Genomic DNA, 20,505 nt, shown 5'->3' on the forward strand with positions numbered 1-20,505 from the left:
AAAATAAAAAACTAGAATTATTACTTGAATAACTTCTAGTTCTATAATACGAAAGAGTATATTAAATGAATTTTTAAAGAAAAAATTCTATAAGATTTTTTTTCATCATCAGACAGTTGTTTTTCTTTACAATCTACTGGTACAAATCGGTTATATAACAAAAAATTAAGAACAATAATGAATGTAGCAAAATAATAGTTGACTGGAATGTACTTTCTTATGTAAGGGGTAAGTAAAGTTACAATGATTGAAAGTATAATGCAATGATATTGATTTTTCAAATGTAACCCACCTATGTTTTTTCTTATAGGAATATAAAGAAGAATAAATAAAAATACTTCTATGATCGAATCATTAAATATTGAAATAGGTATTATAAATAATATATATATAGAATATGAATAAAACAATGCAAACCCATAATCGAAGACATCTTTTTCAATATCTACGTTATTATTTTTAAGATAGTTATATAATTTATTTTTCATAGTTCTCTACATTTTCATTCCTTTCTCCAAAATAGTTTATTAAATCTTTTAAAATTTTATATGCTTGATCATCAATATTATACAAAGAAATTTCTAAAGGATGATTTTTTTTAATTAAATAATCTGTAGATATTCCACATAAAAGGGAGATTGTTTTTATATTTTCAGTTGATGGTTTTGATACGCCATTTTCCCAGTTATGAACACTTGTTCTGCTTACACATAATCTTTTTGCTAATTCAACTTGAGTCATATCTAAAATTTTTTTGATTAAAAATTTAATTTTATCAGCGAAGTCCATTTTCATTCTCCTTATTATATTGTTTTAACATCATTGCTAAATCATAAACTACTTTTTGCTGTTCATAAGATAAATCATTAATATTCAAACTTTCTCTTATTTCACCAAACAAAAGTAATTCTGTTGAACAATCTAAAATATCTGATAATTGTTCTAGTATTAAAGAATCAATTGCTTTTAAACCATCTTCCCAAAGATGAATTGTTGAAGTATCTTTATTAATTGCAATTGCTAATTCAGAAATTGATAACTTCTTATTCAGTCTTGCATGTTTTAAACCATTATTTGTAGCACTTTTCATAAAATTATTCTCCTTAACTATATATAAATTACTATATTGCTCTTTTAATGTTTGTAATTTACATAAATTGTTATAATAGTGTATCTATTTACATTATACCTTAACTTTGTTCATATATATTCAATTTTTCAAACAAAAATTGTTTCTTATTCATCTGTCTTGTTTTTTGTTCATGAGTCATTAAAATTTTAATTTAATAATGTTAAGATATTTTTGAGGTGATGAAATATGGCATATGGTTTTAAAAAAGGCATTTTGAATTTATTTACATGGACATTGACATTATTAGCAATTGTTGGTGTTAATAGTGCATGTAATATTGTTTTTGGTCAACCAGAAGAACCAAAATCATTAAAACGATATAAAAGAAAATAAAACATCGTTAAATTCAAAATATCTAATGAAAAACGGAAACAAATACTAATTTAGTCATTTGTTTCTTTTTTTATCAAAAAAATACTAATAAGTGAATATATATTTGATATGTGTACATTCACATTGATATTTGATCATTAGCAATTGTTAGAATTCCGCTAATAGAAGTCCACCAAATACGCTGAGCAAGTCCACTATGATTTTGAAAAAGACATAACAAATTTTTATCTAATCCACCTTTTTTTGAGGCACAAAAAAAGAGCTGTAATGATTTCATTACAACTCTCATAGATATTAATAGTTACCCTGAGCAATCATAGCATCTACAACTTTTTCAAAGCCTGCAATATTTGCACCCTTGATTAAGTCATAACCTAAACCATATTTTTCAGCTGCTGCAACAGAGTTATTATAGATATCTACCATGATAGTATGAAGTTTTTCATCTACTTCTTCTCTAGTCCAGCTATAACGCATTGAGTTCTGACTCATTTCAAGTGCAGAAACTGCAACACCACCAGCATTTGCTGCCTTTGCAGGAGCTAAAGTACCTTCATGACCTGTGAAGTATGCAATAGCTTCTGGAGTAGTAGGCATGTTAGCACCTTCGATAATATACTTACATCCGTTTTCTACTAACTTCTTAGCATCTTCTTCTTCGATTTCATTCTGTGTTGCACAAGGGAATGCCATATCACACTTAACACCCCAAGGTTTTTCTCCTGGATGGAATTCAGCACCGAACTTTTCAGCATAGTCTTTTAACTTAACATCGTTCTTAGTTCTGATTTCAACAAGGAAGTCCCATTTTTCCTGAGTATTGACACCTTCTGCATCATATACATAACCATCTCTACCAGAGATAGTAACAACCTTAGCACCAAATTCAGTTGCTTTCTGAGCAACACCCCATGCAACGTTACCATATCCAGAACATGCAATAGTCTTGCCTTCATAGCTGTCATTGAAATGTTTTAATACTTCATTACCATAATAAACAGCACCAAAACCAGTAGCTTCAGGACGAATTAAGCTTCCACCAAATGGTAAAGCTTTACCAGTTAAAACACCGTTTTCATAAGCATCTTTAATTCTCTTATACTGTCCAAATAAGTATCCGATTTCTCTTCCACCTACACCGATATCACCAGCAGGTACGTCTACGCTAGGACCGATATGACGGTATAATTCAGTCATGAATGACTGACAGAAACGCATTACTTCAGCATCACTCTTACCTTGTGGGTCAAAGTCAGAACCACCTTTACCACCACCAATAGGTAAAGTTGTAAGAGAGTTCTTTAAGATCTGTTCAAGACCTAAGAATTTAATAATACCTAGGTTTACTGAAGGATGGAATCTTAAACCACCTTTGTAAGGACCGATTGCGCTAGAGAACTGTACACGGTAACCTCTGTTCACAATAGTCTTACCTTCATCATTAACCCAAGGGACTTTAAACATAATAACTCTTTCAGGTTCAGTAAATCTTTCAAGGATCGCCATATTTTCATATTCAGGGTGTGCTTCAATAACTGGTTCCAAACTCTTTAAGATGTTTGTAGCCGCTTCGATGAATTCTGGCTGATCAGCATTCTTTTCTTTTAATTCTGTTAAAACCTTATCAACATATTTCATAACGAAATCCTCCTTAAATTAATTATATTATGCGAATGATAGAATTTCTATAAAATAAGAAATTATTATCACAAAGATAAAGCTAGGATTAAGGTAATAAAAAGCATTAACTACACTTTGTGAGTACACTTTAGGATTGTGATTATTGAAAACAATTTATATATAAAAATTGGTAAATTATTTACTAATATTATTTGTATCAGTATAATATATAGTGTAGAAAACGTTTACATTTATCTAAGTGAAAACGGCAGAAACCCCCACCTCAATATAAAAATATAGTCGTCTTGGAATATCTGGAGATTTCTTGGTAAAACATATGAGAACAGATTACTTTGATTCAAGTGGATTATATGATTCATATAACTACATTTCCAAAAAGACGTCAGCATCCTATATTGATGTTAAATCTAAATCTTAATGTATAGAGGTATAATTTTATGAGTACTAAAACAATAAAATTTCTTTTCTGTTTTGTTATCTATGTGATTTTATTTATTGCAGTTTCTTTTTATCCTGATCAAACAATTGTGGCAATCCCTATCGCAGATACGCTATTTGAGTTTGTTTCAATACCAACATTTTTCCACTCATGTCTTTTAACTCCTTTTGTTGGAAATACAGTGTTACTTATCTACTTCTTTAAGGATGAAATTAAAAACTTCTTCAAATTCTAGGTTATAATAAAAAAGCGAATTACTAGTATATACATAATAATCTTGGTGAATTTGGTCCCATACTTATAGCGGGGGGGCTGGGAGATAGCGGAAGCTATCTCTTTTCTAATGTTTTTAAGTGCGTCTAAAATATGAAAAAGTATTCATCATGCAAAAGAGAATAACCTTTTTAGGAGAGTATATACGAAAAAGGGCTGTAACGCTCAAGGTAGTAGTCAATACTGTCTATTCGTTACAGCCCCTAGATTTTTGAATCAGTTTAGCTATGCAATCTTTTCACCTTTTAATAACTTATAAACGATATAAGCGACTAAAGCACCAATAAGTGGTGATAATAAAAATACCCATAACTGATTAAGTGCAGTGCCTTTGCCAAGTATCTTCATAATAACTGCTGGACCAAATGATCTTGCAGGGTTAATAGAAGCACCAGTAAATGGGATACCTAAAATAGTGACAAGTGTTAAAGCACCACCGATTAATAATCCAGATAGTTTTTCTAATCTTTCATCATTTACTACATGTAAGTACACTAATACAAATACAAAAGTTAATACAGCTTCTATAAGAATAGCACCCTTTATATCTAATGAAATCATACTTAAAGAGCTATATCCTGTCTGTCCAACACCTAAAGTTATAATAGATACACTAGGAATACATTTAAGAATACCAAGTAGTAATCCACTTGCAAGAAGTGCACCTAATAGTTGTGCCACAATATAAAGGATCATTTCTACGAGAGAGATAGCTCCATTAAAATACATTGCGACAGACACTGCTGGATTGACATGTGCTCCTGAAATAGAAGAGAACATATAATAAACGAATGTCATTGCAAGACCAAATACAACTGCAATACCGATAATACCTGCTACTGTACTATATGTAGAACCTAATCCTGTAGATCCAAGTAATGCATAAGCTGTAGTACCTAGAAATACAAGTAGGAAAGTACCAAGTAGTTCGGATAGAAATTTCTTGATTTTCATTGAATACCTCCAATATTTTTATGAAATGAGTGTAAGACAAATTCAACAACTTGTCAAATGACCTTAATCCATGTAGAATGTGAAAAGGTGATATAAATGAAAAAATTCAAAGATTTTAGAGTAACAGTATTTATGATTATTATGATTCCTGCATTACTCGCATTATCTATTTATTCCAAAGTTGTATGGCATTCACAGATGCGTTTTGTCTTAGCTCTTATTATGACTATTACTATCGCATTAATCTGTCTTGCTGGCTATAATCTTCACTTATATAGCGATATTATCATGATATATACATGGAAATATGTCGCATTACTTCCAGAAATGATTGAAGTAAAGGATATTAAATCAATCAAGGCAGTAAGTAAACATAAGATCAAGATTGCGCATAAGTATATTTCTTATGCTTATGTGAGTAATAGTGAAGAGTTCATGGAAAACTATCAATTATTACAGGAATCTGCGAAAGAACAGGAGAATATGTAAAATCATGTGAAATACCAAATGGGCATCTATTTGGTGTTTTCTTTTACTAAAAAACCATATAGTCGTATATATGACTATATGGTCTGATTATTTCTCTTTGAGTACAGTATACATATTAATTAAAGATAATATGATAGATATACCAAAGAATAATGTATCGAGACTACTGGAACTTATACCCAATTCATCTATAAGAATAGCTGTGTTCCAGAAAGATATTGCAGCAGATATAGAAATACCTAAAGAAATCAAAACAAGAAGCACGCTATTATTATGATTACGTTTGATAAATAGGAATAAGAGTAACTGTAGAATCAATACAATTAAGAAGTAAATAATAGTTGTAGTCATAATTTTCCTCCTTTTCTATGTTTGAAGATTTAGATACTATAAACTATCCACAAATATATTGTATCATAATAATATTAACGAAAGTATATGTTTGAATAACTAGATTAAATAAATCACATCATTGCTGCAATCACTTTTTTCATCTTATGCAAAAAGATGCTTTTAGAAGATAATAAGTGTATGATGCCTTCTAGGGGGTTAAAGATATGGATTTAGCTATTTCACTTGCTACACAAATTGGAGCTTTATTTATTATGATAGGAGTAGGATATGTACTAATTAAAACAGATATATGTACAATATCAGAATCTAAACTTTTATCACAGATTGTATTATATGTTTCTGCACCTTGTGCAATCATCAATTCATTCCAAATTGACTTAACAGAAGAAAAGCTAAAAGGTTTCTTACTATCTATTGGTGCAGCTATTCTTATACATATTATTTATTATATACTGGCTAAGATACTCACAAAGAAATGTCATTTTAATGCGATTGAATCAATGTCTATCATGTATCCTAACTGTGGAAACTTGATTCTTCCTCTTGTTTCTATCGTATTAGGGAACGAAATGGTTTTTTATTGTTCAGGGTATATGATTGTACAGACTATATTATTGTGGACACATTGTAAGCTCATTATTAGTGAAGATACACACTTTGATTTAAAGAAGATCCTCTTGAACATCAATATGATTGCGATTGCAGCAGGTATCATTATGTTCTTCTTACAGATTAAATTGCCTACGATGTTTCAGAGTGCTATATCTGGGATGGGCAGCTTAATGGGACCATTGAGTATGTTTGTAGTAGGAATGTTACTTGCTGGTATGAATATGAAGGAAGTCTTTACCGATGTCCGTGCTTATGTCGTATGTTTCCTTCGTTTAGTTGTATTCCCAGCAATTATTTTATTAGTTTTTATTTTTACAGGTATGACAAAACTATTCCCAAGTGCATCACAGGTATTAATGATTTCATTACTTGCGGCCAGTGGTCCTTCTGCATCTACTGTGACTCAGTTTGCGCAATTATATGATAATCATGCTTTTGAAAGTTCAGTTATTAACGCATTATCTATTCTTTTATGTATTATTACTATGCCAATCATTAATATCGTCTATACGTTTTTGTTGTAAAAAGTATGAACAACGTGCATAATAGTGAATATAAGGAGGGCCAAAATGTCACAAACTACGAAACGCGCTATTGAAGCGTCTTTGAAACATTTATTATTAAAGAAGCCTCTTGATAAGATCACTATTAATGATATTGCAGAAGACTGTGGTATCAGCCGTATGACTTTCTATTATCATTTCCAGGATATTTATGATCTCGTAGAATGGTCATGTATTCAGGATGCTGAAGAAGTAATGATGGGCCATAAAACATCTGATACATGGGAAGAAGGTCTCTATGCACTCTTTGGTGCTATCTTAGACAACAAATCATTTGTCACTAATGTTTATCGTTCTGTTAGTCGTGAACATGTAGAAACATATCTTTATAGAATTGTATATAAGTTATTAAAGGATGTTGTAGATGAACAGGCTGTAGGAATGAATGTTAGAGAAGATGACAAAGCGTTCCTTGCGAATTTCTATAAGTATTCTTTTGTAGGTCTTACATTAGAATGGATCAATAATGATATGCGACAAGACCCAGAACTTATTATCCGTAAACTAGATAAAGCAATCAAAGGAAACATCAAAGCGGCCTTAAAACGCTATGAAACCTTTTAAACAAAAACACTATAATGTATAAAGAATAAACATCTTGTATGGGATGTTTATTTTTTTATATTTTATTTTTTCTATACTATGAGGATAGGGGGGATTGCCATGGATTTATTTGTGAAGCCAAGAAAAAGAGAAAACATTGATGCACATAATGCATATATATTAGGAAGTGACTTTACTAGCTTAGTGGCTGCCTGTTATTTGTTGAGAGATGGTTCATTAAAGGGTGAACATATTCATATTATTGATTCAGTAGATTCATTTCATCATTATGAGTCTTATCTTTCCTTTGTAGATAATCGTAGTCTCTATTTATGGGATATATTACGTTCTATACCTTCTATAGAAACAGAAGGACTCACTGTTTTAGATGAAATGATTTATTTGAATCATGATGCACCTATGAAGACTGTTCATAATATACAATTAAGTGATCAATTAATATCAGAACTTGTTCATTTCTTCTTTACTCCAGATGAACAATTAGAAGGTAAACAGGTTAAAGATGTATTCAGTCAGGACTTTATGGAATCTGATTTCTACTATTATTGGCATGCTTTATTTCCAGTCAATGATGCTTATTCATTTAAAGTGACATTACATCGTTATATGCATATATTGACCTCTCACAGCATGATTTCTCCTAAGTACTGTATGTATGAATCAGTGATTGTACCTATTATAGAATACTTAGATGCACATCATGTTGTCTTCCATTTCAATACTGAAGTGACTCATGTAGAAATAGAAGACGATAAAGCCACTGCTTTTACAATTAAGAGTGAAGGTATGGAAGAAACTATAGATTTGACAAACCAGGATCTTCTATTTATTCATACAAGTCAAAGTAAAGATTCTATAGTTCATGCAGTTGTTACAACTCAGGATGAGAAGATCATCCATTACTTAAGAAATATTCTTCAAAAAGACCCGCTTTCTGGTGAAGATATTACAGGTGGTGTGATTCCTATTAATGAATCAGCCTGGGAACTCAACTGGACAATACCAAGACAGCCTTACTATAAGAACCAGAAAGAGAATGAATGTGTTATTCTCCTTCATGGATTACATCCAGAAAAGACGGGTGATTATGTAGAAAAGTCTATGTTAGAAAGTAAAGGCTATGAGATATGTGCAGAATGGCTTTATCATTTAGGTATTCCACAGAATAAAATCAATGAACTCTCATTGATGTCTGCTTCTACCGTTCCTTATACTCATACTAATACTCATTGTGAAGCACACATCAATGGAAGAAACTATGCTTATATAGGTGAAGGAGTTTCATTACCTTATGAATATCCAGGTAGCTTAGATTATCTTGTGCATACCGCAATGAATGCAGTGTATAGTTTATTGCATATCACAAGAAGTATTCCTGCTTATCGTTATTCTATTGAAGACTATTTAAGTGTCTTCTCATCTTTATATGGTGATGAGACTTTCATGGAAAGTCAGTCATTCACAAAACGTCTTGTCTTAAAAGAGTTATTAAAAAGAATAGAGGGCTCTGATCTAGAAGCCCTATTAAAGGAATATAAGTTCTTCTAGATAATATGAAAGTACTTTCTTATAAGAATCTCATTATGAGGTTCTTTTTTTTGCGATAGGCAGTCGCTTATATGTTATGTCAACAGGGACATGACATTTTCTACTTGTGAACTACCTCGACTTAATACTCTGTATTCTTATTGCGTGTCCACTTCGCCTCTACTGTATAGGATGTTTACATTCACAACGCTACTTTTACGCAGGATATTTAATGCACCATTCACATCTTCATTCAGAATTTGTCCACGATTTATTCTCTTTCCACTGAAATGGTATTCTTCAGTATCATCCTCTTATAGACTGGTATTACATCCTTATCCCAAAAGTTTGCCTATGTTCTAATATCATGATTGATACAGTAATCAATCACCCTGCGTGCAGTCTTATTCATGTAGTCATTTCTGCCGTTTTCATTTAGATAAAAGAATGGAAAACCAATTATTAGTAGAATTCTTCTAAAAATATTACTTTGAATTATTCTTAATAAATACGTATAATAATGATGTAAGGAGTGATTGCTATGCCAGTTATTAAACCTATTTCAGATTTAAGAAATTATAATCAAGTGCTAGAAAAAGTATCTGTTGGTTCACCTGTTTATTTGACAAAAAATGGTCATGGTTGTTATACGATTATGGATATTAATGAACAGGAGGAAATGTATGAAAAAGCAATGAAGTATGATAAACTTGTTGCTGAGATGAAACTTATGAGCATGTTAAATGAAAGTGTTGTTTCTGCTAATGAAGAAGGATGGATTGCTGAAGATGAAATGCTAAAACATTTTGAAAAGAGATTCAACAATGATTAAAATATTTTATTCACCAAAATCAAGAAAAGATTTGGATAGAATTTATGATTATATCTATGATGATTTGAATAATCCGATTGCAGCAGAAAAAACAGTAAAAGGAATTTTCAATAAAATTGGTGAACTTAAGGAATACCCCCGACTTGGACCAGTATGGTATTTAGAAAATAATATTGATAGTGGATTTCGATTTTTAACATGTGATAATTACATTATATTTTATCAAATTTCTAAAGAAACTATTTTGATTGTACGAATACTACATCGCCTGCAAGATTATGTTAAACAGTTATTTTAGAAAAGATACCAATTTTTACATGGTAGATTTATATAAAAATTTAATTCCAGTTTCATTTTATAATTGAGAGCCTTTTTTAAGGCTCTTTTTTGTATTAAAATGCTTTTTTTTATAAGTAAAATGTGGTAGTATATTAAAAACTGAGGTGATTATTTATGAAAAATACAATTTTTGTCAACAATTTACACCATCACCATCGTGGTTCTAGTTAGGGTTATATCAATTTGATACAGCCCGTTTTGACATACAACTCAAAAAAACGGACACGAAACAATGACATAACGGAACAGGTCATTGGACCTGTTCCTTTTTATATATAAGGGGGACATAACTTTGGAAGAATTTAAATATCTGATTCCTGAAGAAAGTAATGATGCAACTAGAATGGACGCTTCTTTAATGCGTACGATTGAAGAACATTTAAGAAAAACATTCAATGCACATGAATACCAGGAGTTATTATTACCTACATTTGAATATGCAGACTTGTTAAGTGGTTTTGGGACAAATGAAGAAACAATGTTTCAGTTCATAAACCATGAAGGAAAGCGTATCACTTTAAGAACTGACTTTACTGTACCTATTGCACGTATCTATAGTAATGCTCATACAGATGAAGTAAGACGTTATAGTTATTTTGGTAAGGTATATCGTACCCAGGCACGACATAAAGGTAGAAGTTCTGAATTGTTCCAGGGTGGTATTGAGTTGTTTGGTCTTCCAGGACGTGAGGGAGATCAGGAATGCTTATCACTTATTGAAGAAACAATGCAGAATATTGGTTTAAGTGATTTAAAACTAGAACTTGGTTCTGCAAAGTTCTATAAGCGTTTAATGGCTCTTGTAATGGATCGTTCTCTCACTGATATCTTAAAGAAAAAGAAAAGTTCTGATATGAAACATTTAGTAGAAGCACATGGTTTTGATGAAGATTTAAATAAACTCTTATTAATTCTTCCTAGTGCTTTTGGGAATATTAAATGTTTAAGAGAAGTAAAAGAGATTGTGAAGGATGAAGAACTTTTAGAGGCTATTGAAGAGATGGAATCATTGTATGAGTTCTCTAAGCATAAAGAGAATATTATCTTTGATTTATGTATGGTACCTGAGAGAAGTTATTATACAGGTATTATGATGAAGGGATTCTCTTATTATAGTGCCCATCCAATTCTCCAGGGAGGACGTTATGACCATTTGTTTGATCATTTCTATAAGAACGTACCTTCTATTGGATTCTCATATCATTTGAATAATGTATTGGATGCAATAGGAAAGGAGAATGAAGCCAATGATTAAGATTGCGATTACTAAAGGAAGAATAGAAAAGCAGGTATGTAAGTTATTACAACAGCAGGGCTTTGATATGGATCCTATTTTTAATAAAGACCGTGAGTTATTAATAGAGACAAAGGATGGTATTTCAATGATTTTTGCGAAAGCAAATGATGTATTGACTTTCCTAGAACACGGTATTGTGGATGTTGGATTTGTCGGTAAGGATACTTTGGATGAATCTGATTTTGATGATTATTATGAGTTATTAGATTTAGAGATTGGTAAATGTTATTTTGCGTTAGCTGCTTATCCAGAATACCGCACAAAGACATTTAATCGTCGTAAACGTATTACTTCTAAATATACAAAGACCGCAAAAGAATATTTCGCATCTAAACAGGAGGATGTAGAAATTATTAAACTGGAAGGTTCTGTAGAGTTAGGACCTGTTGTTGGTTTATCTGATGCGATTGTAGATATTGTAGAAACAGGATCTACACTTAAGGCCAATGGTCTTGAAGTGATTGAAAAGATTTCAGATATTTCTACAAGAATGGTTGTGAATAAAGTAGCTTTAAAATATAAGAAGGATGAAATATTTAAACTAGTGGATGCACTAAAGAAGGGGGATCATTAAAGTGTTAAAAGAATTGATTTATAAAGGAAACTATGAAGAACTAGAAAATAAACTTCATACAAGAAAAACTGAAATATCTGAAGAAGTCAATAAAGCAGTTAGTGAGATCATTAATAATGTACGTGAAAATGGGGATGATGCATTAAAGGAATACTGTGCTAAGTTTGATGGTTTCCATGTATCTAGAAAGGATGATTTCATCGTTTCTAAACAGGAAATCATGGATGCTATTACTAAGGTAGGACCTGGATTCATGAAGATTCTAGAACGCACAAAGGATCAGATCACTGAATATCATAAGAACCAGATTGAAAAATCATGGACTATGTATAAAGATAATGGTGTTGTCATGGGACAATTAGTGCGTCCTATCGCCACAGTGGCTTTATATGTACCAGGTGGAACTGCTACTTATCCTTCTACTGTTATGATGAATGCTGTACCTGCAAAACTTGCGGGTGTAGAAGATCTATATATTATTACACCAGTAAAGAAGGATGGTAAGGTTTCTGATGTTATTTTAGCTGCTGCTTATGTGGCTGGTATTACTAAGATTTATAAATGTGGTGGGGCACAGGGTGTTGCCGCTGCTGCTTATGGAACTGATACAATTACGAAGGCAGATAAGATTGTGGGCCCAGGTAATATCTTTGTTGCAACTGCAAAGAAGTTATGTTATGGAGTCGTTGATATTGATATGATTGCCGGACCTAGTGAAATTCTTATTGTCGCTGATGAGAACGCAAATCCTAAATATATCGCAGCTGACCTAATGAGTCAGGCTGAACATGATAAGCTTGCCAGTGCGATTCTTATTACAACTTCAAAAGAATTAGTAAAGAATGTAGATAAAGAATTAGTTAGACAGGTAGAAGATTTACCTCGTAAAGACATCATCAAGTCTTCATTAGATAACTATGGTGGTGCTGTTATTGTAGATAGTATCAAGGAAGGTATTAACTTATCTAATAAGATTGCACCTGAACATTTAGAAGTATTAGTAGATAACCCATTAGAACAATTACCAAATATCAAGAACGCTGGTTCTATCTTCTTAGGTGAATATACACCAGAACCATTAGGTGACTATATGAGTGGTACAAACCATGTATTACCAACAGGTGGTACTGCTAAGTTCTATAGTGCTTTAGGTGTTTATGATTTCATAAAGCATTCAGCTTTCAGCTATTATCCACAGGCAGTACTTGGTACATTCAAAGATGATATTATGAAGTTTGCACATCTAGAAGGTTTAGATGCACATGCTAATAGTATCAAGGTACGTTTCGAGGATTAAATTATGCGACAGGCAGAAATAGAAAGACAGACAAAAGAGACATATGTATATGTTTCTTTAAATATTGATGGTAAAGGAGAAGCAGATGTGGATACAGGTGTAGGGTTCATGGACCATATGCTTGAGCTTTTTGCTTTCCATGGTAATTTTGATTTAAAGGTAAGATGTAAGGGTGATTTACAGGTTGATTCTCATCATACTGTAGAAGATTTAGGGATTGTCTTAGGACAGTGCTTCAATAAAGCTTTAGGTGATAAGCGTGGTATTACCCGTTATGGTCATTTCACTATCCCTATGGATGAAGCACTTGTGACGACTGACTTAGATTTCAGTGGACGTCCTTATTTAGTTTTTAATGTAGAACTAGATAATATTCATCTAGGTAATTATGAAGTAGAAATGACAGAAGAATTCTTCCGTGCATTTGCCTATAACTGCTTCATGACTTTACATATTAATGAACATTATGGTAAGAATACACATCATATTATAGAGGCAATATTTAAATCTATGGCACGTGCCATCAAGGAGGCTGTCACAATTGATGAAGCCCACAAGGGTCAGGTAGTATCAAGTAAAGGGGTGTTATAAATGATTGTGATTATTGATTATCATGTAGGAAATCTCGGTTCAGTCACAAATGCCTGTAAAAGACAGGGTATGGATGTAGTTGTCACAAATGATCCTGAAGTTATTCGTCAGGCAGATGGCATTATTCTTCCAGGTGTTGGCGCATTTCCTGCAGCTATGAGTAATTTAGAAGCATGTCATCTTGTACCTGTACTTAATGAAGTGAAGGACAAGGGAACACCAATACTTGGTATTTGTATTGGTATGCAGCTTTTATTTGAAGAAGGCAGTGAGAATGGACATACAAAAGGATTAGGATTCTTAAAGGGGTCTGTCGATAAAATGGAAGTCGATGCTAAACTTCCTCATATGGGATGGAACCAGTTAGCTATTAAACAGTCTCATCCTTTATTAAAGTATGTAGAAGAAGGCGATTATGTCTACTTTGTACATTCATATAGTGCTCATTGTCCAGAAGATGAGATTGGGGCTTATGTGAATTATGGTGGTAAGAAGATTACTGCTTTTGTATATAAAGATAATGTTATGGGTACACAGTTCCACCCTGAAAAGAGTGGAGAGATTGGTAAGAAGATCTTACGTGCCTTTAAGGAGTTGGTATTATGTTAGTTATTCCAGCCATTGATTTAAAAGATGGAGAAGCAGTCCGTCTTTATAAGGGCGATTACAATAAGAAAGTTGTTTATTCATCACATCCTGAAGAATTAGCAGCAGGATTTGAGAAGATGGGTGCAAAGTATCTCCATGTAGTAGATCTAGATGGTGCAAAAGATGCTCATGCAACTAATAAAGAAACGATTAAAAGAATACATGCTTCTATTTCTATTCCCATGGAATTAGGAGGAGGTATTCGTGACATGGATACAGTCTCTATGTATTTAGATGAGATTGGGGTAGATCGTGTGATTCTTGGTACGGCTGCAATTAAGAATCCTGCTTTTCTTGATGAAGCATTAAAAAAGTATGGACCAGAAAGAATAGTCGTAGGAGTAGATGTAAGAGATAGAAAGGTCAGTATTGCCGGGTGGCTTGAAACAAGTGATGTAGATTATTTGACATTTATTCATCAATTAGAAGAAAGAGGTGTGAAATACATAGTATGTACGGACATCTCTAAAGATGGTACCCTCACAGGTCCTTCTTTCCCTCTTTATGAAGAAATACACGCTAATTCTCAGATTAACTTTGTTGTCTCTGGTGGTGTAAAGGATGATGAAGATGTCTATGAAGTAAATAAACGTGATTATTATGCTTGTATTGTAGGTAAAGCATACTATGAAGGGCGTATTAATCTAAAGGAGGTCATTGAAAATGTTGGCTAAAAGAATTATTCCCTGTCTAGATATTAAAGATGGGAAGGTTGTAAAAGGTGTTAATTTCGTTGGCCTGAAGGATGTTGGTGACCCAATTGAACTAGCAAAAGAATATGACCGTCAAAGTGCAGATGAAGTTGTCTTTCTAGACATTACTGCCACATATGAAAATAGAGACATCATCAAGGACCTCATTCAAAGAGGGGCTGATGAACTTTCTATTCCACTATGTGTGGGTGGCGGTATTCGTACTGTCGAAGATTTCCGTATGATTCTTGCGTCAGGTGCAGATAAGGTATCTGTTAATTCAGCTGCAGTCAAGAATCCAAATATTATTAAGGAAGCCAGTGATGAGTTTGGTGTTCAATGTGTTGTTGTGGCAGTAGATGCGAAAGCAAGAGAAGATCATTCTGGATGGGATGTCTATGTCGCAGGTGGACGTACAAATACTGGACTTGATTTAATAGAATGGGTTAAGAAATGTGAATCTCTTGGTGCTGGTGAAATACTTCTTACAAGTATGGATGCGGATGGAACAAGAGATGGATTTGATATCGATATGTTGAAAGCAGTAGTGGCAGCAGTTAATATTCCAGTTATCGCAAGTGGTGGCTGTGGTGGTAAAGAAGATATCGTTGATGTCTTTAAAGAAACAGACTGCGATGCTGCATTAGCTGCAAGTTTATTCCACTTTGGTGAAGCTACAGTGGATGAAGTTAAGGAATCCTGTGCACAGGCAGGTATTCCAGTAAGGAGAAATATGTGATGAAACCAGATTTTGAGAAAATGAATGGTCTTGTACCTGCAATTGTACAGGATGTCAAGACTAAACAGGTATTAATGCTAGCTTATGTAAATGAAGAAGCATATGAAAAGATGTTAGAAACAGGGGATACTTGGTTCTATTCACGTTCAAGAAATAAACTATGGCATAAAGGAGAAGAATCCGGACATTTCCAGCATATTAAAGGTCTTTATTTAGATTGTGATTTAGATACAATCGTTATTTATGTAGAACAGGTCGGTGCTGCTTGTCATACAGGTTCTTATTCTTGCTTCTTTAATGAAGTAATTCCTTATGACAATAGTGATTTTGCGCATGAACTTTATGATCTTATTGAAGATAGAAAAGTACATCCAGTAGAAAAGTCTTATACAAACTATTTATTAAATGAAGGTATTGATAAAATCTGTAAGAAGGTTGGAGAAGAAGCGACTGAAACAGTTATTGCAGCTAAAAATACTTCTAAAGAAGATTTGATTGGTGAAATCGGTGATTTATATTATCATGTATTAGTCTTAATGAATGCCTATGGCTTAACTGTAGACGATGTTTTGGATAAATTAAAGGAAAGACATAAGGTGACAGGCAACAAAAAAGTATTCCATACAAGAGGAGAGATTTAATTCTCTCTTTTTTTTTGGTATAATCGTGTAAGAGAGGTGTTTGTATGAAATTAGAAAAGTTATTAAATGGTTTTGAATATGAAATCATTGGGAATAAAGATGTAGATATTACAACATTAGTTTATGATTCACGTAAAGTAGAAGAAGGCAGTTTATTTGTCTGTATGGTTGGTGCTGCTTTTAATGCACATGATTTTATTGATCAGGTGATTGAAAAGGGAGCCCATGCGATTGTGATTTCTCAGGATGTCCCTTTAAAAGAGGGGATGACTTATATTAGAGTCAAGGATACACGTATTGCGTTGGCTTTATTATCTTGTGCGTATTTTAATTATCCTAGTAAAGAATTAAAGGTTGTTGGTATTACAGGAACAAAGGGTAAGACGAGTTCTTCATTAATGATTAAGTCTATTCTAGAGCATGCAGGTAAGAAGGTTGGTATTATTGGGACAAATGGTACTTTTATTGGAGATATCCATGAACCTACAGCCAATACAACACCAGAATCTTATGAATTACAGCGTATCATGAGAAAAATGGTAGAACATGATTGTGAATATTGTGTCATGGAAGTATCAAGCCAGGCTTTAAAGATGAACCGTGTGGCTGGTATTGAATTTGATTATGGTGTCTTTACAAATATTTCACCTGACCATATTGGCCCTAATGAACATAAGGATTTTGCGGAATATATGGCATGTAAGAAACATTTATTTGATTTCTGTCAGGTTGGTTTATTTAATAAGGATGATGAACATTTTGAAGAGTTCACAAAGGATGTTCCTTGTAAAGTATTAACATACAGCATTGAAAAAGACAGTGACCTTAAAGCTCTCCATATTGAACTTTATAATGAGAATGGTCAATTAGGTATTACCTTTGATACAAAGGGATTAATTAATGCCTCTTTTAAAGCTTCTATGCCGGGTAAGTTCAATGCTTATAATGCATTAGTTGCAATTATGATCTGTTATTTAATTGATGTCCCTACAAAGGATATACAAAATACATTACCACAGGTTCATGTATTAGGTAGAGGACAAGTCATGCATGTCTCACCTGATTATAGTGTATTAATCGATTATGCTCATAATGGTGTCTCTTTTGAAAGTATTATTTCTACTGTAGAACAGTATAATCCTAATAAGTTAATTGTAGTTTATGGCAGTGGAGGAAAACGTTCTAAGACAAGACGATATGAATCTGGTGAAGTAGTCGCTAAACATGGTGGTTATTCTATCTTGACTGCAGATAACCCAAGAGGAGAAAAGATTGTGGATATCTGCAAGGACATCGTAGTGGGTATTGATAAGTATCATGGTGAATATACGATTATTCCTGACCGTAAAGAAGCCATCTATCATGCATTAGATATGGCTAGTAAGGGTGATGTGGTTTTATTACTTGGTAAAGGTCATGAAACTTATATGATAGGTGAAGATGAAGTGACACGCCATTTCTCTGAAACAGAAGTATTAGAGGAATATAAGAAGGAGCGTGGACTTAATGCGTAAGATTGATTATCATATGCATACGCATTTTAGTGGTGATAGTGAAGCAAGTCCTCGTGAACATATTGAACAGGCAATTAGAATGGGATTAGATGAAATATGTTTTACTGATCATCGTGATTTTGATTATCCTATTGATACATTTGATCTCGATACAGATGCTTATTTCATGGAACTGAGTGCCTTGAAGAATGAATATGTAGATCGTATTACTATTAAGATTGGTGTAGAAGTTGGATTAGACATGGATCATATTGATGAAATCAACACGTTTGTAGCACAATGTCCTTTTGATTATGTTATTGGTTCTATTCATGTCATTCATCATACAGAATTCTACTATGGAGAATTCTTCAAGGGTAAAACAAAAGAAGAAGCACATAGAGAATTCTTTGAAGAAACATTAAAATGTGTACAGACATTTGACTGTTTCAACTGTTTAGGTCATTTAGACTATATTATGCGTTATGGTCCCTATGAAGATAAACATGTAGAACATGAGTTATATCAGGATATTATTGATGAAATCTTAAAGACACTTATTCAAAAGGGTAAAGGTATTGAAGTCAATACATCAGGATATGCATTAAATAAGACATGTGGTTTCCCTAATTTTGATATTGTGAAGCGTTATAAAGAACTAGGTGGTACAATAATTACAGTGGGTACTGATTCTCATACAAGTGATCGTGTAGGAGAACATGTAGAAGATGTTTTAAAACAATATCAGGAAATTGGATTTGACGATGTAACTACATTCACAAAAAGAGTGAAAGATAATTAAGTCTATGTTATAATAGGCGAGATGGGAGAGATAAAGATGATAGAAATACTTACAAAAGATGATGTAGAAGAACTAAATAGCGAAAAAAATGATCAATACTATATTCCTGGTGAATTATTTAATGGGATGCAGTATAACCTTATAAGACTAGAAGTCAAATGGGCTTATGTGGCTGTATTAAATACATTATTGAATAAACCACATTATGATCAGGATAATAATGCCTATGTAAAAGATGATTCTCCTGCAATTATTGAGATGTTAGTTAAGATTGCGAATAAGAAAGTCAATGCCGCAAAGATTGAAGGCTATCTTGATGAAATGGATGAATTAGAACTTGTAAGACGTGATGGAAGAAACGTTTACGTTAGAAAAATTGTTTCAATTTTTTAGAGAAAGGTTCCTTTCTCTTTTTTAATAGTTAGGGGGAGTATTTATGTACCAGTTATTAATAAAGACATTTGTACGTGATTATAAGAATACAGAAGATGCACATGTAAGAGAACAATATGGAACAGTCTGTTCTATTATTTCTATAGTATGTAATATCGTACTTGTAGTATTTAAACTTATTTTTGGAACATTAGTTCATTCTGTTTCTATTGTCGCAGATGGTTACAACAACTTATCTGATGCAGGAAGTAACATTGCGACATTCTTTGGCTTTAAGCTTGCGAATAAGCATCCTGATGCAGAACATCCATATGGTCATGGACGTTTTGAATATATTACAGGTTTAGGCATTTCTTTTTTAATTATTTTAGTAGGTTTAATGAGTTTAAAGGATGCAGTCTTAAAACTATTTAATCCAGAAGCAGTTAAGTTCAGTGTTCCTGCACTTATTGCTTTGATATTCTCAGTATTAGTTAAGATATGGATGGGTTACTTTAATCGTAAAGCAGGTAAAGAAATTAACTCAACCGCATTAGAAGCAGCTGCCCAGGATAGTATGAATGATGTTATGGCAACTTCTGCCACTATTGTGGCTCTAGTGGCTTCTTTAGTTACTGATCTGCCAGTGGATAGTCTCATTGGTGCGGCAGTCTCTGTTGTTGTTGTTATTTCTGGTATCTCTATCGCAAAATCAACCATTGATCCACTTCTTGGTATCAAACCAGATCCAGAAACAATTAAAGAAATAGAAGACTATTTAATGAGTTATGATTGTGTTATGGGTATACATGATTTAATGATGCATGACTATGGCCCAGGACGTCGTTATTTAACTGTTCATTGTGAAGTAGATGCTTCTATTGATATGATGACAACACATGATGAAATAGATAATATTGAACGTGCAATGATGGAGAAGTTCCATATTCTTACTACAATCCATATGGATCCTATTGATATCCATGACACACTCACAAATGAATTAAGAGATAAAGTGACTAGTATTGTAGAAACTATTGATTCATCACTTTCTATCCATGACTTTAGAATAGTGACAGGTCCTACACATACAAACCTTGTTTTTGATGTATTAATGAAGGATGATAAATATAGTAAGAAGGAACTTAATAAATTAATTACTTCTAAGGTCAAAGAAATGAACACTACATACTATTGTGTGATTAATTTCGAATATTCATTTGTCTAGAAGTGTACAACTATGGTAAGAAATGTTAAAATCTTAATAGATAACTAACAATGATTTCATATATATATTCGAGGTGATT

The 20,505-nt window shown here is 32.7% G+C and carries 26 protein-coding genes; 19 read left to right on the forward strand and 7 right to left on the reverse strand.

The annotated features are described in order from the left end of the window. Window positions 1-41: 41 nt before the first annotated feature. From DW269_RS13170 to DW269_RS01460, 3 genes are read right to left on the reverse strand one after another with little or no spacing between them, the layout of a single operon-like run. On the reverse strand, window positions 42-488 hold the full coding sequence (locus DW269_RS13170; RefSeq protein ID WP_117458231.1) for an accessory gene regulator B family protein: 447 nt from the start codon (window positions 486-488) through the stop codon (window positions 42-44). Beyond that, window positions 478-789, reverse strand: a complete 312-nt coding sequence (locus DW269_RS01455) for a helix-turn-helix domain-containing protein (RefSeq protein ID WP_158546279.1) — start codon at window positions 787-789, stop codon at window positions 478-480. Before DW269_RS01455 ends, DW269_RS13170 begins: the two co-directional genes overlap by 11 nt. Further along, window positions 776-1,090: a helix-turn-helix domain-containing protein gene (locus tag DW269_RS01460; RefSeq protein WP_117458233.1), complete on the reverse strand. Its 315-nt coding sequence runs from the start codon at window positions 1,088-1,090 to the stop codon at window positions 776-778. The genes DW269_RS01455 and DW269_RS01460 overlap by 14 nt, the downstream gene beginning before the upstream one ends. 228 nt (window positions 1,091-1,318) lie before the next feature. Here DW269_RS01460 and DW269_RS01465 point away from each other — a divergent pair, with 228 nt between their 5' ends. Then, the gene (locus tag DW269_RS01465; RefSeq protein ID WP_117458234.1) at window positions 1,319-1,465 is read left to right on the forward strand and encodes a cyclic lactone autoinducer peptide; all 147 of its coding nucleotides are present in this window, start codon (window positions 1,319-1,321) and stop codon (window positions 1,463-1,465) included. A gap of 118 nt (window positions 1,466-1,583) precedes the next feature. Here the strand turns inward: DW269_RS01465 and DW269_RS12565 are convergent, their stop codons facing one another. From DW269_RS12565 to DW269_RS01480, 3 genes are all read right to left on the reverse strand, one after another. Continuing rightward, on the reverse strand, window positions 1,584-1,742 hold the full coding sequence (locus tag DW269_RS12565; protein WP_158546280.1) for a hypothetical protein: 159 nt from the start codon (window positions 1,740-1,742) through the stop codon (window positions 1,584-1,586). Between the two features lie 17 nt (window positions 1,743-1,759). Continuing rightward, the gene (gene gdhA, locus DW269_RS01470; RefSeq protein WP_117458235.1) at window positions 1,760-3,103 is read right to left on the reverse strand and encodes an NADP-specific glutamate dehydrogenase; all 1,344 of its coding nucleotides are present in this window, start codon (window positions 3,101-3,103) and stop codon (window positions 1,760-1,762) included. 940 nt (window positions 3,104-4,043) lie between these two features. Then, window positions 4,044-4,772: an MIP/aquaporin family protein gene (locus tag DW269_RS01480; RefSeq protein WP_117458237.1), complete on the reverse strand. Its 729-nt coding sequence runs from the start codon at window positions 4,770-4,772 to the stop codon at window positions 4,044-4,046. Window positions 4,773-4,868: 96 nt separating this feature from the next. Between DW269_RS01480 and DW269_RS01485 the strand changes: the two genes are divergently transcribed. Beyond that, window positions 4,869-5,261, forward strand: a complete 393-nt coding sequence (locus tag DW269_RS01485) for a hypothetical protein (protein WP_117458238.1) — start codon at window positions 4,869-4,871, stop codon at window positions 5,259-5,261. An 87-nt stretch (window positions 5,262-5,348) separates the two neighbouring features. On the opposite strand, the gene DW269_RS01490 is transcribed toward DW269_RS01485, so the two are convergent. Continuing rightward, window positions 5,349-5,612, reverse strand: coding sequence for a hypothetical protein (locus tag DW269_RS01490; protein WP_117458239.1), 264 nt, complete (start codon window positions 5,610-5,612; stop codon window positions 5,349-5,351). Between the two features lie 206 nt (window positions 5,613-5,818). Here DW269_RS01490 and DW269_RS01495 point away from each other — a divergent pair, with 206 nt between their 5' ends. From DW269_RS01495 to DW269_RS01575, 17 genes are all read left to right on the forward strand, one after another. Beyond that, window positions 5,819-6,751 carry an AEC family transporter gene (locus tag DW269_RS01495; RefSeq protein WP_117458240.1) on the forward strand — a complete coding sequence of 311 codons (933 nt, stop codon included), beginning with the start codon at window positions 5,819-5,821 and terminating at the stop codon, window positions 6,749-6,751. A 45-nt stretch (window positions 6,752-6,796) separates the two neighbouring features. Further along, on the forward strand, window positions 6,797-7,354 hold the full coding sequence (locus tag DW269_RS01500) for a TetR/AcrR family transcriptional regulator (protein WP_117458241.1): 558 nt from the start codon (window positions 6,797-6,799) through the stop codon (window positions 7,352-7,354). 99 nt (window positions 7,355-7,453) lie between these two features. Beyond that, entirely contained in the window at window positions 7,454-8,902 is a 1,449-nt protein-coding gene (locus DW269_RS01505; protein WP_158546281.1) for an oleate hydratase, read from the forward strand. Window positions 8,903-9,422: 520 nt separating this feature from the next. Beyond that, on the forward strand, window positions 9,423-9,713 hold the full coding sequence (locus tag DW269_RS01510; RefSeq protein ID WP_117458243.1) for a hypothetical protein: 291 nt from the start codon (window positions 9,423-9,425) through the stop codon (window positions 9,711-9,713). Continuing rightward, the gene (locus DW269_RS01515; RefSeq protein ID WP_117458244.1) at window positions 9,706-10,011 is read left to right on the forward strand and encodes a type II toxin-antitoxin system RelE/ParE family toxin; all 306 of its coding nucleotides are present in this window, start codon (window positions 9,706-9,708) and stop codon (window positions 10,009-10,011) included. The genes DW269_RS01510 and DW269_RS01515 overlap by 8 nt, the downstream gene beginning before the upstream one ends. Before the next feature lie 333 nt (window positions 10,012-10,344). Next, window positions 10,345-11,307: an ATP phosphoribosyltransferase regulatory subunit gene (locus tag DW269_RS01520; RefSeq protein ID WP_117458245.1), complete on the forward strand. Its 963-nt coding sequence runs from the start codon at window positions 10,345-10,347 to the stop codon at window positions 11,305-11,307. Then, on the forward strand, window positions 11,300-11,923 hold the full coding sequence (gene hisG, locus DW269_RS01525; protein WP_055233264.1) for an ATP phosphoribosyltransferase: 624 nt from the start codon (window positions 11,300-11,302) through the stop codon (window positions 11,921-11,923). The genes DW269_RS01520 and hisG overlap by 8 nt, the downstream gene beginning before the upstream one ends. 1 nt (window position 11,924) lies before the next feature. Further along, a complete protein-coding gene (hisD, locus tag DW269_RS01530) occupies window positions 11,925-13,220 on the forward strand; it encodes a histidinol dehydrogenase (RefSeq protein ID WP_117458246.1) in 1,296 nt (431 codons plus the stop codon). Between the two features lie 3 nt (window positions 13,221-13,223). Beyond that, a complete protein-coding gene (hisB, locus tag DW269_RS01535; RefSeq protein ID WP_117458247.1) occupies window positions 13,224-13,811 on the forward strand; it encodes an imidazoleglycerol-phosphate dehydratase HisB in 588 nt (195 codons plus the stop codon). Next, a complete protein-coding gene (gene hisH / locus DW269_RS01540; RefSeq protein ID WP_117458248.1) occupies window positions 13,812-14,420 on the forward strand; it encodes an imidazole glycerol phosphate synthase subunit HisH in 609 nt (202 codons plus the stop codon). It abuts the gene before it with no gap. Further along, window positions 14,414-15,133, forward strand: coding sequence for a 1-(5-phosphoribosyl)-5-[(5-phosphoribosylamino)methylideneamino]imidazole-4-carboxamide isomerase (gene hisA, locus DW269_RS01545; RefSeq protein WP_117458249.1), 720 nt, complete (start codon window positions 14,414-14,416; stop codon window positions 15,131-15,133). Before hisH ends, hisA begins: the two co-directional genes overlap by 7 nt. Next, complete coding sequence (gene hisF / locus DW269_RS01550) at window positions 15,123-15,890, forward strand: imidazole glycerol phosphate synthase subunit HisF (protein ID WP_117458250.1); 768 nt, start codon at window positions 15,123-15,125, stop codon at window positions 15,888-15,890. The genes hisA and hisF overlap by 11 nt, the downstream gene beginning before the upstream one ends. Next, the gene (hisIE, locus tag DW269_RS01555; RefSeq protein WP_022425664.1) at window positions 15,890-16,531 is read left to right on the forward strand and encodes a bifunctional phosphoribosyl-AMP cyclohydrolase/phosphoribosyl-ATP diphosphatase HisIE; all 642 of its coding nucleotides are present in this window, start codon (window positions 15,890-15,892) and stop codon (window positions 16,529-16,531) included. The genes hisF and hisIE overlap by 1 nt, the downstream gene beginning before the upstream one ends. A gap of 44 nt (window positions 16,532-16,575) precedes the next feature. Continuing rightward, entirely contained in the window at window positions 16,576-18,045 is a 1,470-nt protein-coding gene (locus DW269_RS01560) for a UDP-N-acetylmuramoyl-L-alanyl-D-glutamate--2,6-diaminopimelate ligase (protein WP_117458251.1), read from the forward strand. Continuing rightward, on the forward strand, window positions 18,038-18,826 hold the full coding sequence (locus tag DW269_RS01565; RefSeq protein WP_117458252.1) for a histidinol-phosphatase HisJ family protein: 789 nt from the start codon (window positions 18,038-18,040) through the stop codon (window positions 18,824-18,826). The genes DW269_RS01560 and DW269_RS01565 overlap by 8 nt, the downstream gene beginning before the upstream one ends. Before the next feature lie 36 nt (window positions 18,827-18,862). Further along, window positions 18,863-19,219 carry a hypothetical protein gene (locus tag DW269_RS01570; protein WP_022425662.1) on the forward strand — a complete coding sequence of 119 codons (357 nt, stop codon included), beginning with the start codon at window positions 18,863-18,865 and terminating at the stop codon, window positions 19,217-19,219. A gap of 43 nt (window positions 19,220-19,262) precedes the next feature. Further along, window positions 19,263-20,426: a cation diffusion facilitator family transporter gene (locus tag DW269_RS01575; RefSeq protein ID WP_117458254.1), complete on the forward strand. Its 1,164-nt coding sequence runs from the start codon at window positions 19,263-19,265 to the stop codon at window positions 20,424-20,426. Window positions 20,427-20,505 lie beyond the last annotated feature (79 nt).

This window comes from Catenibacterium sp. AM22-6LB, from assembly GCF_003435615.1.
GTDB lineage: Bacteria > Bacillota_I > Bacilli_A > Erysipelotrichales > Coprobacillaceae > Catenibacterium > Catenibacterium mitsuoka_A.

Excerpts from the sequence above, each read along its gene's own strand:
- DW269_RS01575 (WP_117458254.1), top strand. The coding sequence starts at position 19,263 with ATGTACCAGTTATTAATAAAGACATTTGTACGTGATTATAAGAATACA.
- hisB (WP_117458247.1), top strand. The coding sequence starts at position 13,224 with ATGCGACAGGCAGAAATAGAAAGACAGACAAAAGAGACATATGTATAT.
- DW269_RS01460 (WP_117458233.1), bottom strand. The coding sequence starts at position 1,090 with ATGAAAAGTGCTACAAATAATGGTTTAAAACATGCAAGACTGAATAAG.
- DW269_RS13170 (WP_117458231.1), bottom strand. The coding sequence starts at position 488 with ATGAAAAATAAATTATATAACTATCTTAAAAATAATAACGTAGATATT.
- DW269_RS12565 (WP_158546280.1), bottom strand. The coding sequence starts at position 1,742 with ATGAAATCATTACAGCTCTTTTTTTGTGCCTCAAAAAAAGGTGGATTA.
- DW269_RS01485 (WP_117458238.1), top strand. The coding sequence starts at position 4,869 with ATGAAAAAATTCAAAGATTTTAGAGTAACAGTATTTATGATTATTATG.
- DW269_RS01560 (WP_117458251.1), top strand. The coding sequence starts at position 16,576 with ATGAAATTAGAAAAGTTATTAAATGGTTTTGAATATGAAATCATTGGG.
- DW269_RS01510 (WP_117458243.1), top strand. The coding sequence starts at position 9,423 with ATGCCAGTTATTAAACCTATTTCAGATTTAAGAAATTATAATCAAGTG.
- DW269_RS01495 (WP_117458240.1), top strand. The coding sequence starts at position 5,819 with ATGGATTTAGCTATTTCACTTGCTACACAAATTGGAGCTTTATTTATT.
- hisA (WP_117458249.1), top strand. The coding sequence starts at position 14,414 with ATGTTAGTTATTCCAGCCATTGATTTAAAAGATGGAGAAGCAGTCCGT.
- DW269_RS01505 (WP_158546281.1), top strand. The coding sequence starts at position 7,454 with ATGGATTTATTTGTGAAGCCAAGAAAAAGAGAAAACATTGATGCACAT.
- DW269_RS01500 (WP_117458241.1), top strand. The coding sequence starts at position 6,797 with ATGTCACAAACTACGAAACGCGCTATTGAAGCGTCTTTGAAACATTTA.
- DW269_RS01490 (WP_117458239.1), bottom strand. The coding sequence starts at position 5,612 with ATGACTACAACTATTATTTACTTCTTAATTGTATTGATTCTACAGTTA.
- DW269_RS01455 (WP_158546279.1), bottom strand. The coding sequence starts at position 789 with ATGGACTTCGCTGATAAAATTAAATTTTTAATCAAAAAAATTTTAGAT.
- DW269_RS01465 (WP_117458234.1), top strand. The coding sequence starts at position 1,319 with ATGGCATATGGTTTTAAAAAAGGCATTTTGAATTTATTTACATGGACA.
- hisIE (WP_022425664.1), top strand. The coding sequence starts at position 15,890 with ATGAAACCAGATTTTGAGAAAATGAATGGTCTTGTACCTGCAATTGTA.
- hisG (WP_055233264.1), top strand. The coding sequence starts at position 11,300 with ATGATTAAGATTGCGATTACTAAAGGAAGAATAGAAAAGCAGGTATGT.
- gdhA (WP_117458235.1), bottom strand. The coding sequence starts at position 3,103 with ATGAAATATGTTGATAAGGTTTTAACAGAATTAAAAGAAAAGAATGCT.
- DW269_RS01565 (WP_117458252.1), top strand. The coding sequence starts at position 18,038 with ATGCGTAAGATTGATTATCATATGCATACGCATTTTAGTGGTGATAGT.
- DW269_RS01480 (WP_117458237.1), bottom strand. The coding sequence starts at position 4,772 with ATGAAAATCAAGAAATTTCTATCCGAACTACTTGGTACTTTCCTACTT.
- DW269_RS01515 (WP_117458244.1), top strand. The coding sequence starts at position 9,706 with ATGATTAAAATATTTTATTCACCAAAATCAAGAAAAGATTTGGATAGA.
- hisF (WP_117458250.1), top strand. The coding sequence starts at position 15,123 with ATGTTGGCTAAAAGAATTATTCCCTGTCTAGATATTAAAGATGGGAAG.
- DW269_RS01570 (WP_022425662.1), top strand. The coding sequence starts at position 18,863 with ATGATAGAAATACTTACAAAAGATGATGTAGAAGAACTAAATAGCGAA.
- hisH (WP_117458248.1), top strand. The coding sequence starts at position 13,812 with ATGATTGTGATTATTGATTATCATGTAGGAAATCTCGGTTCAGTCACA.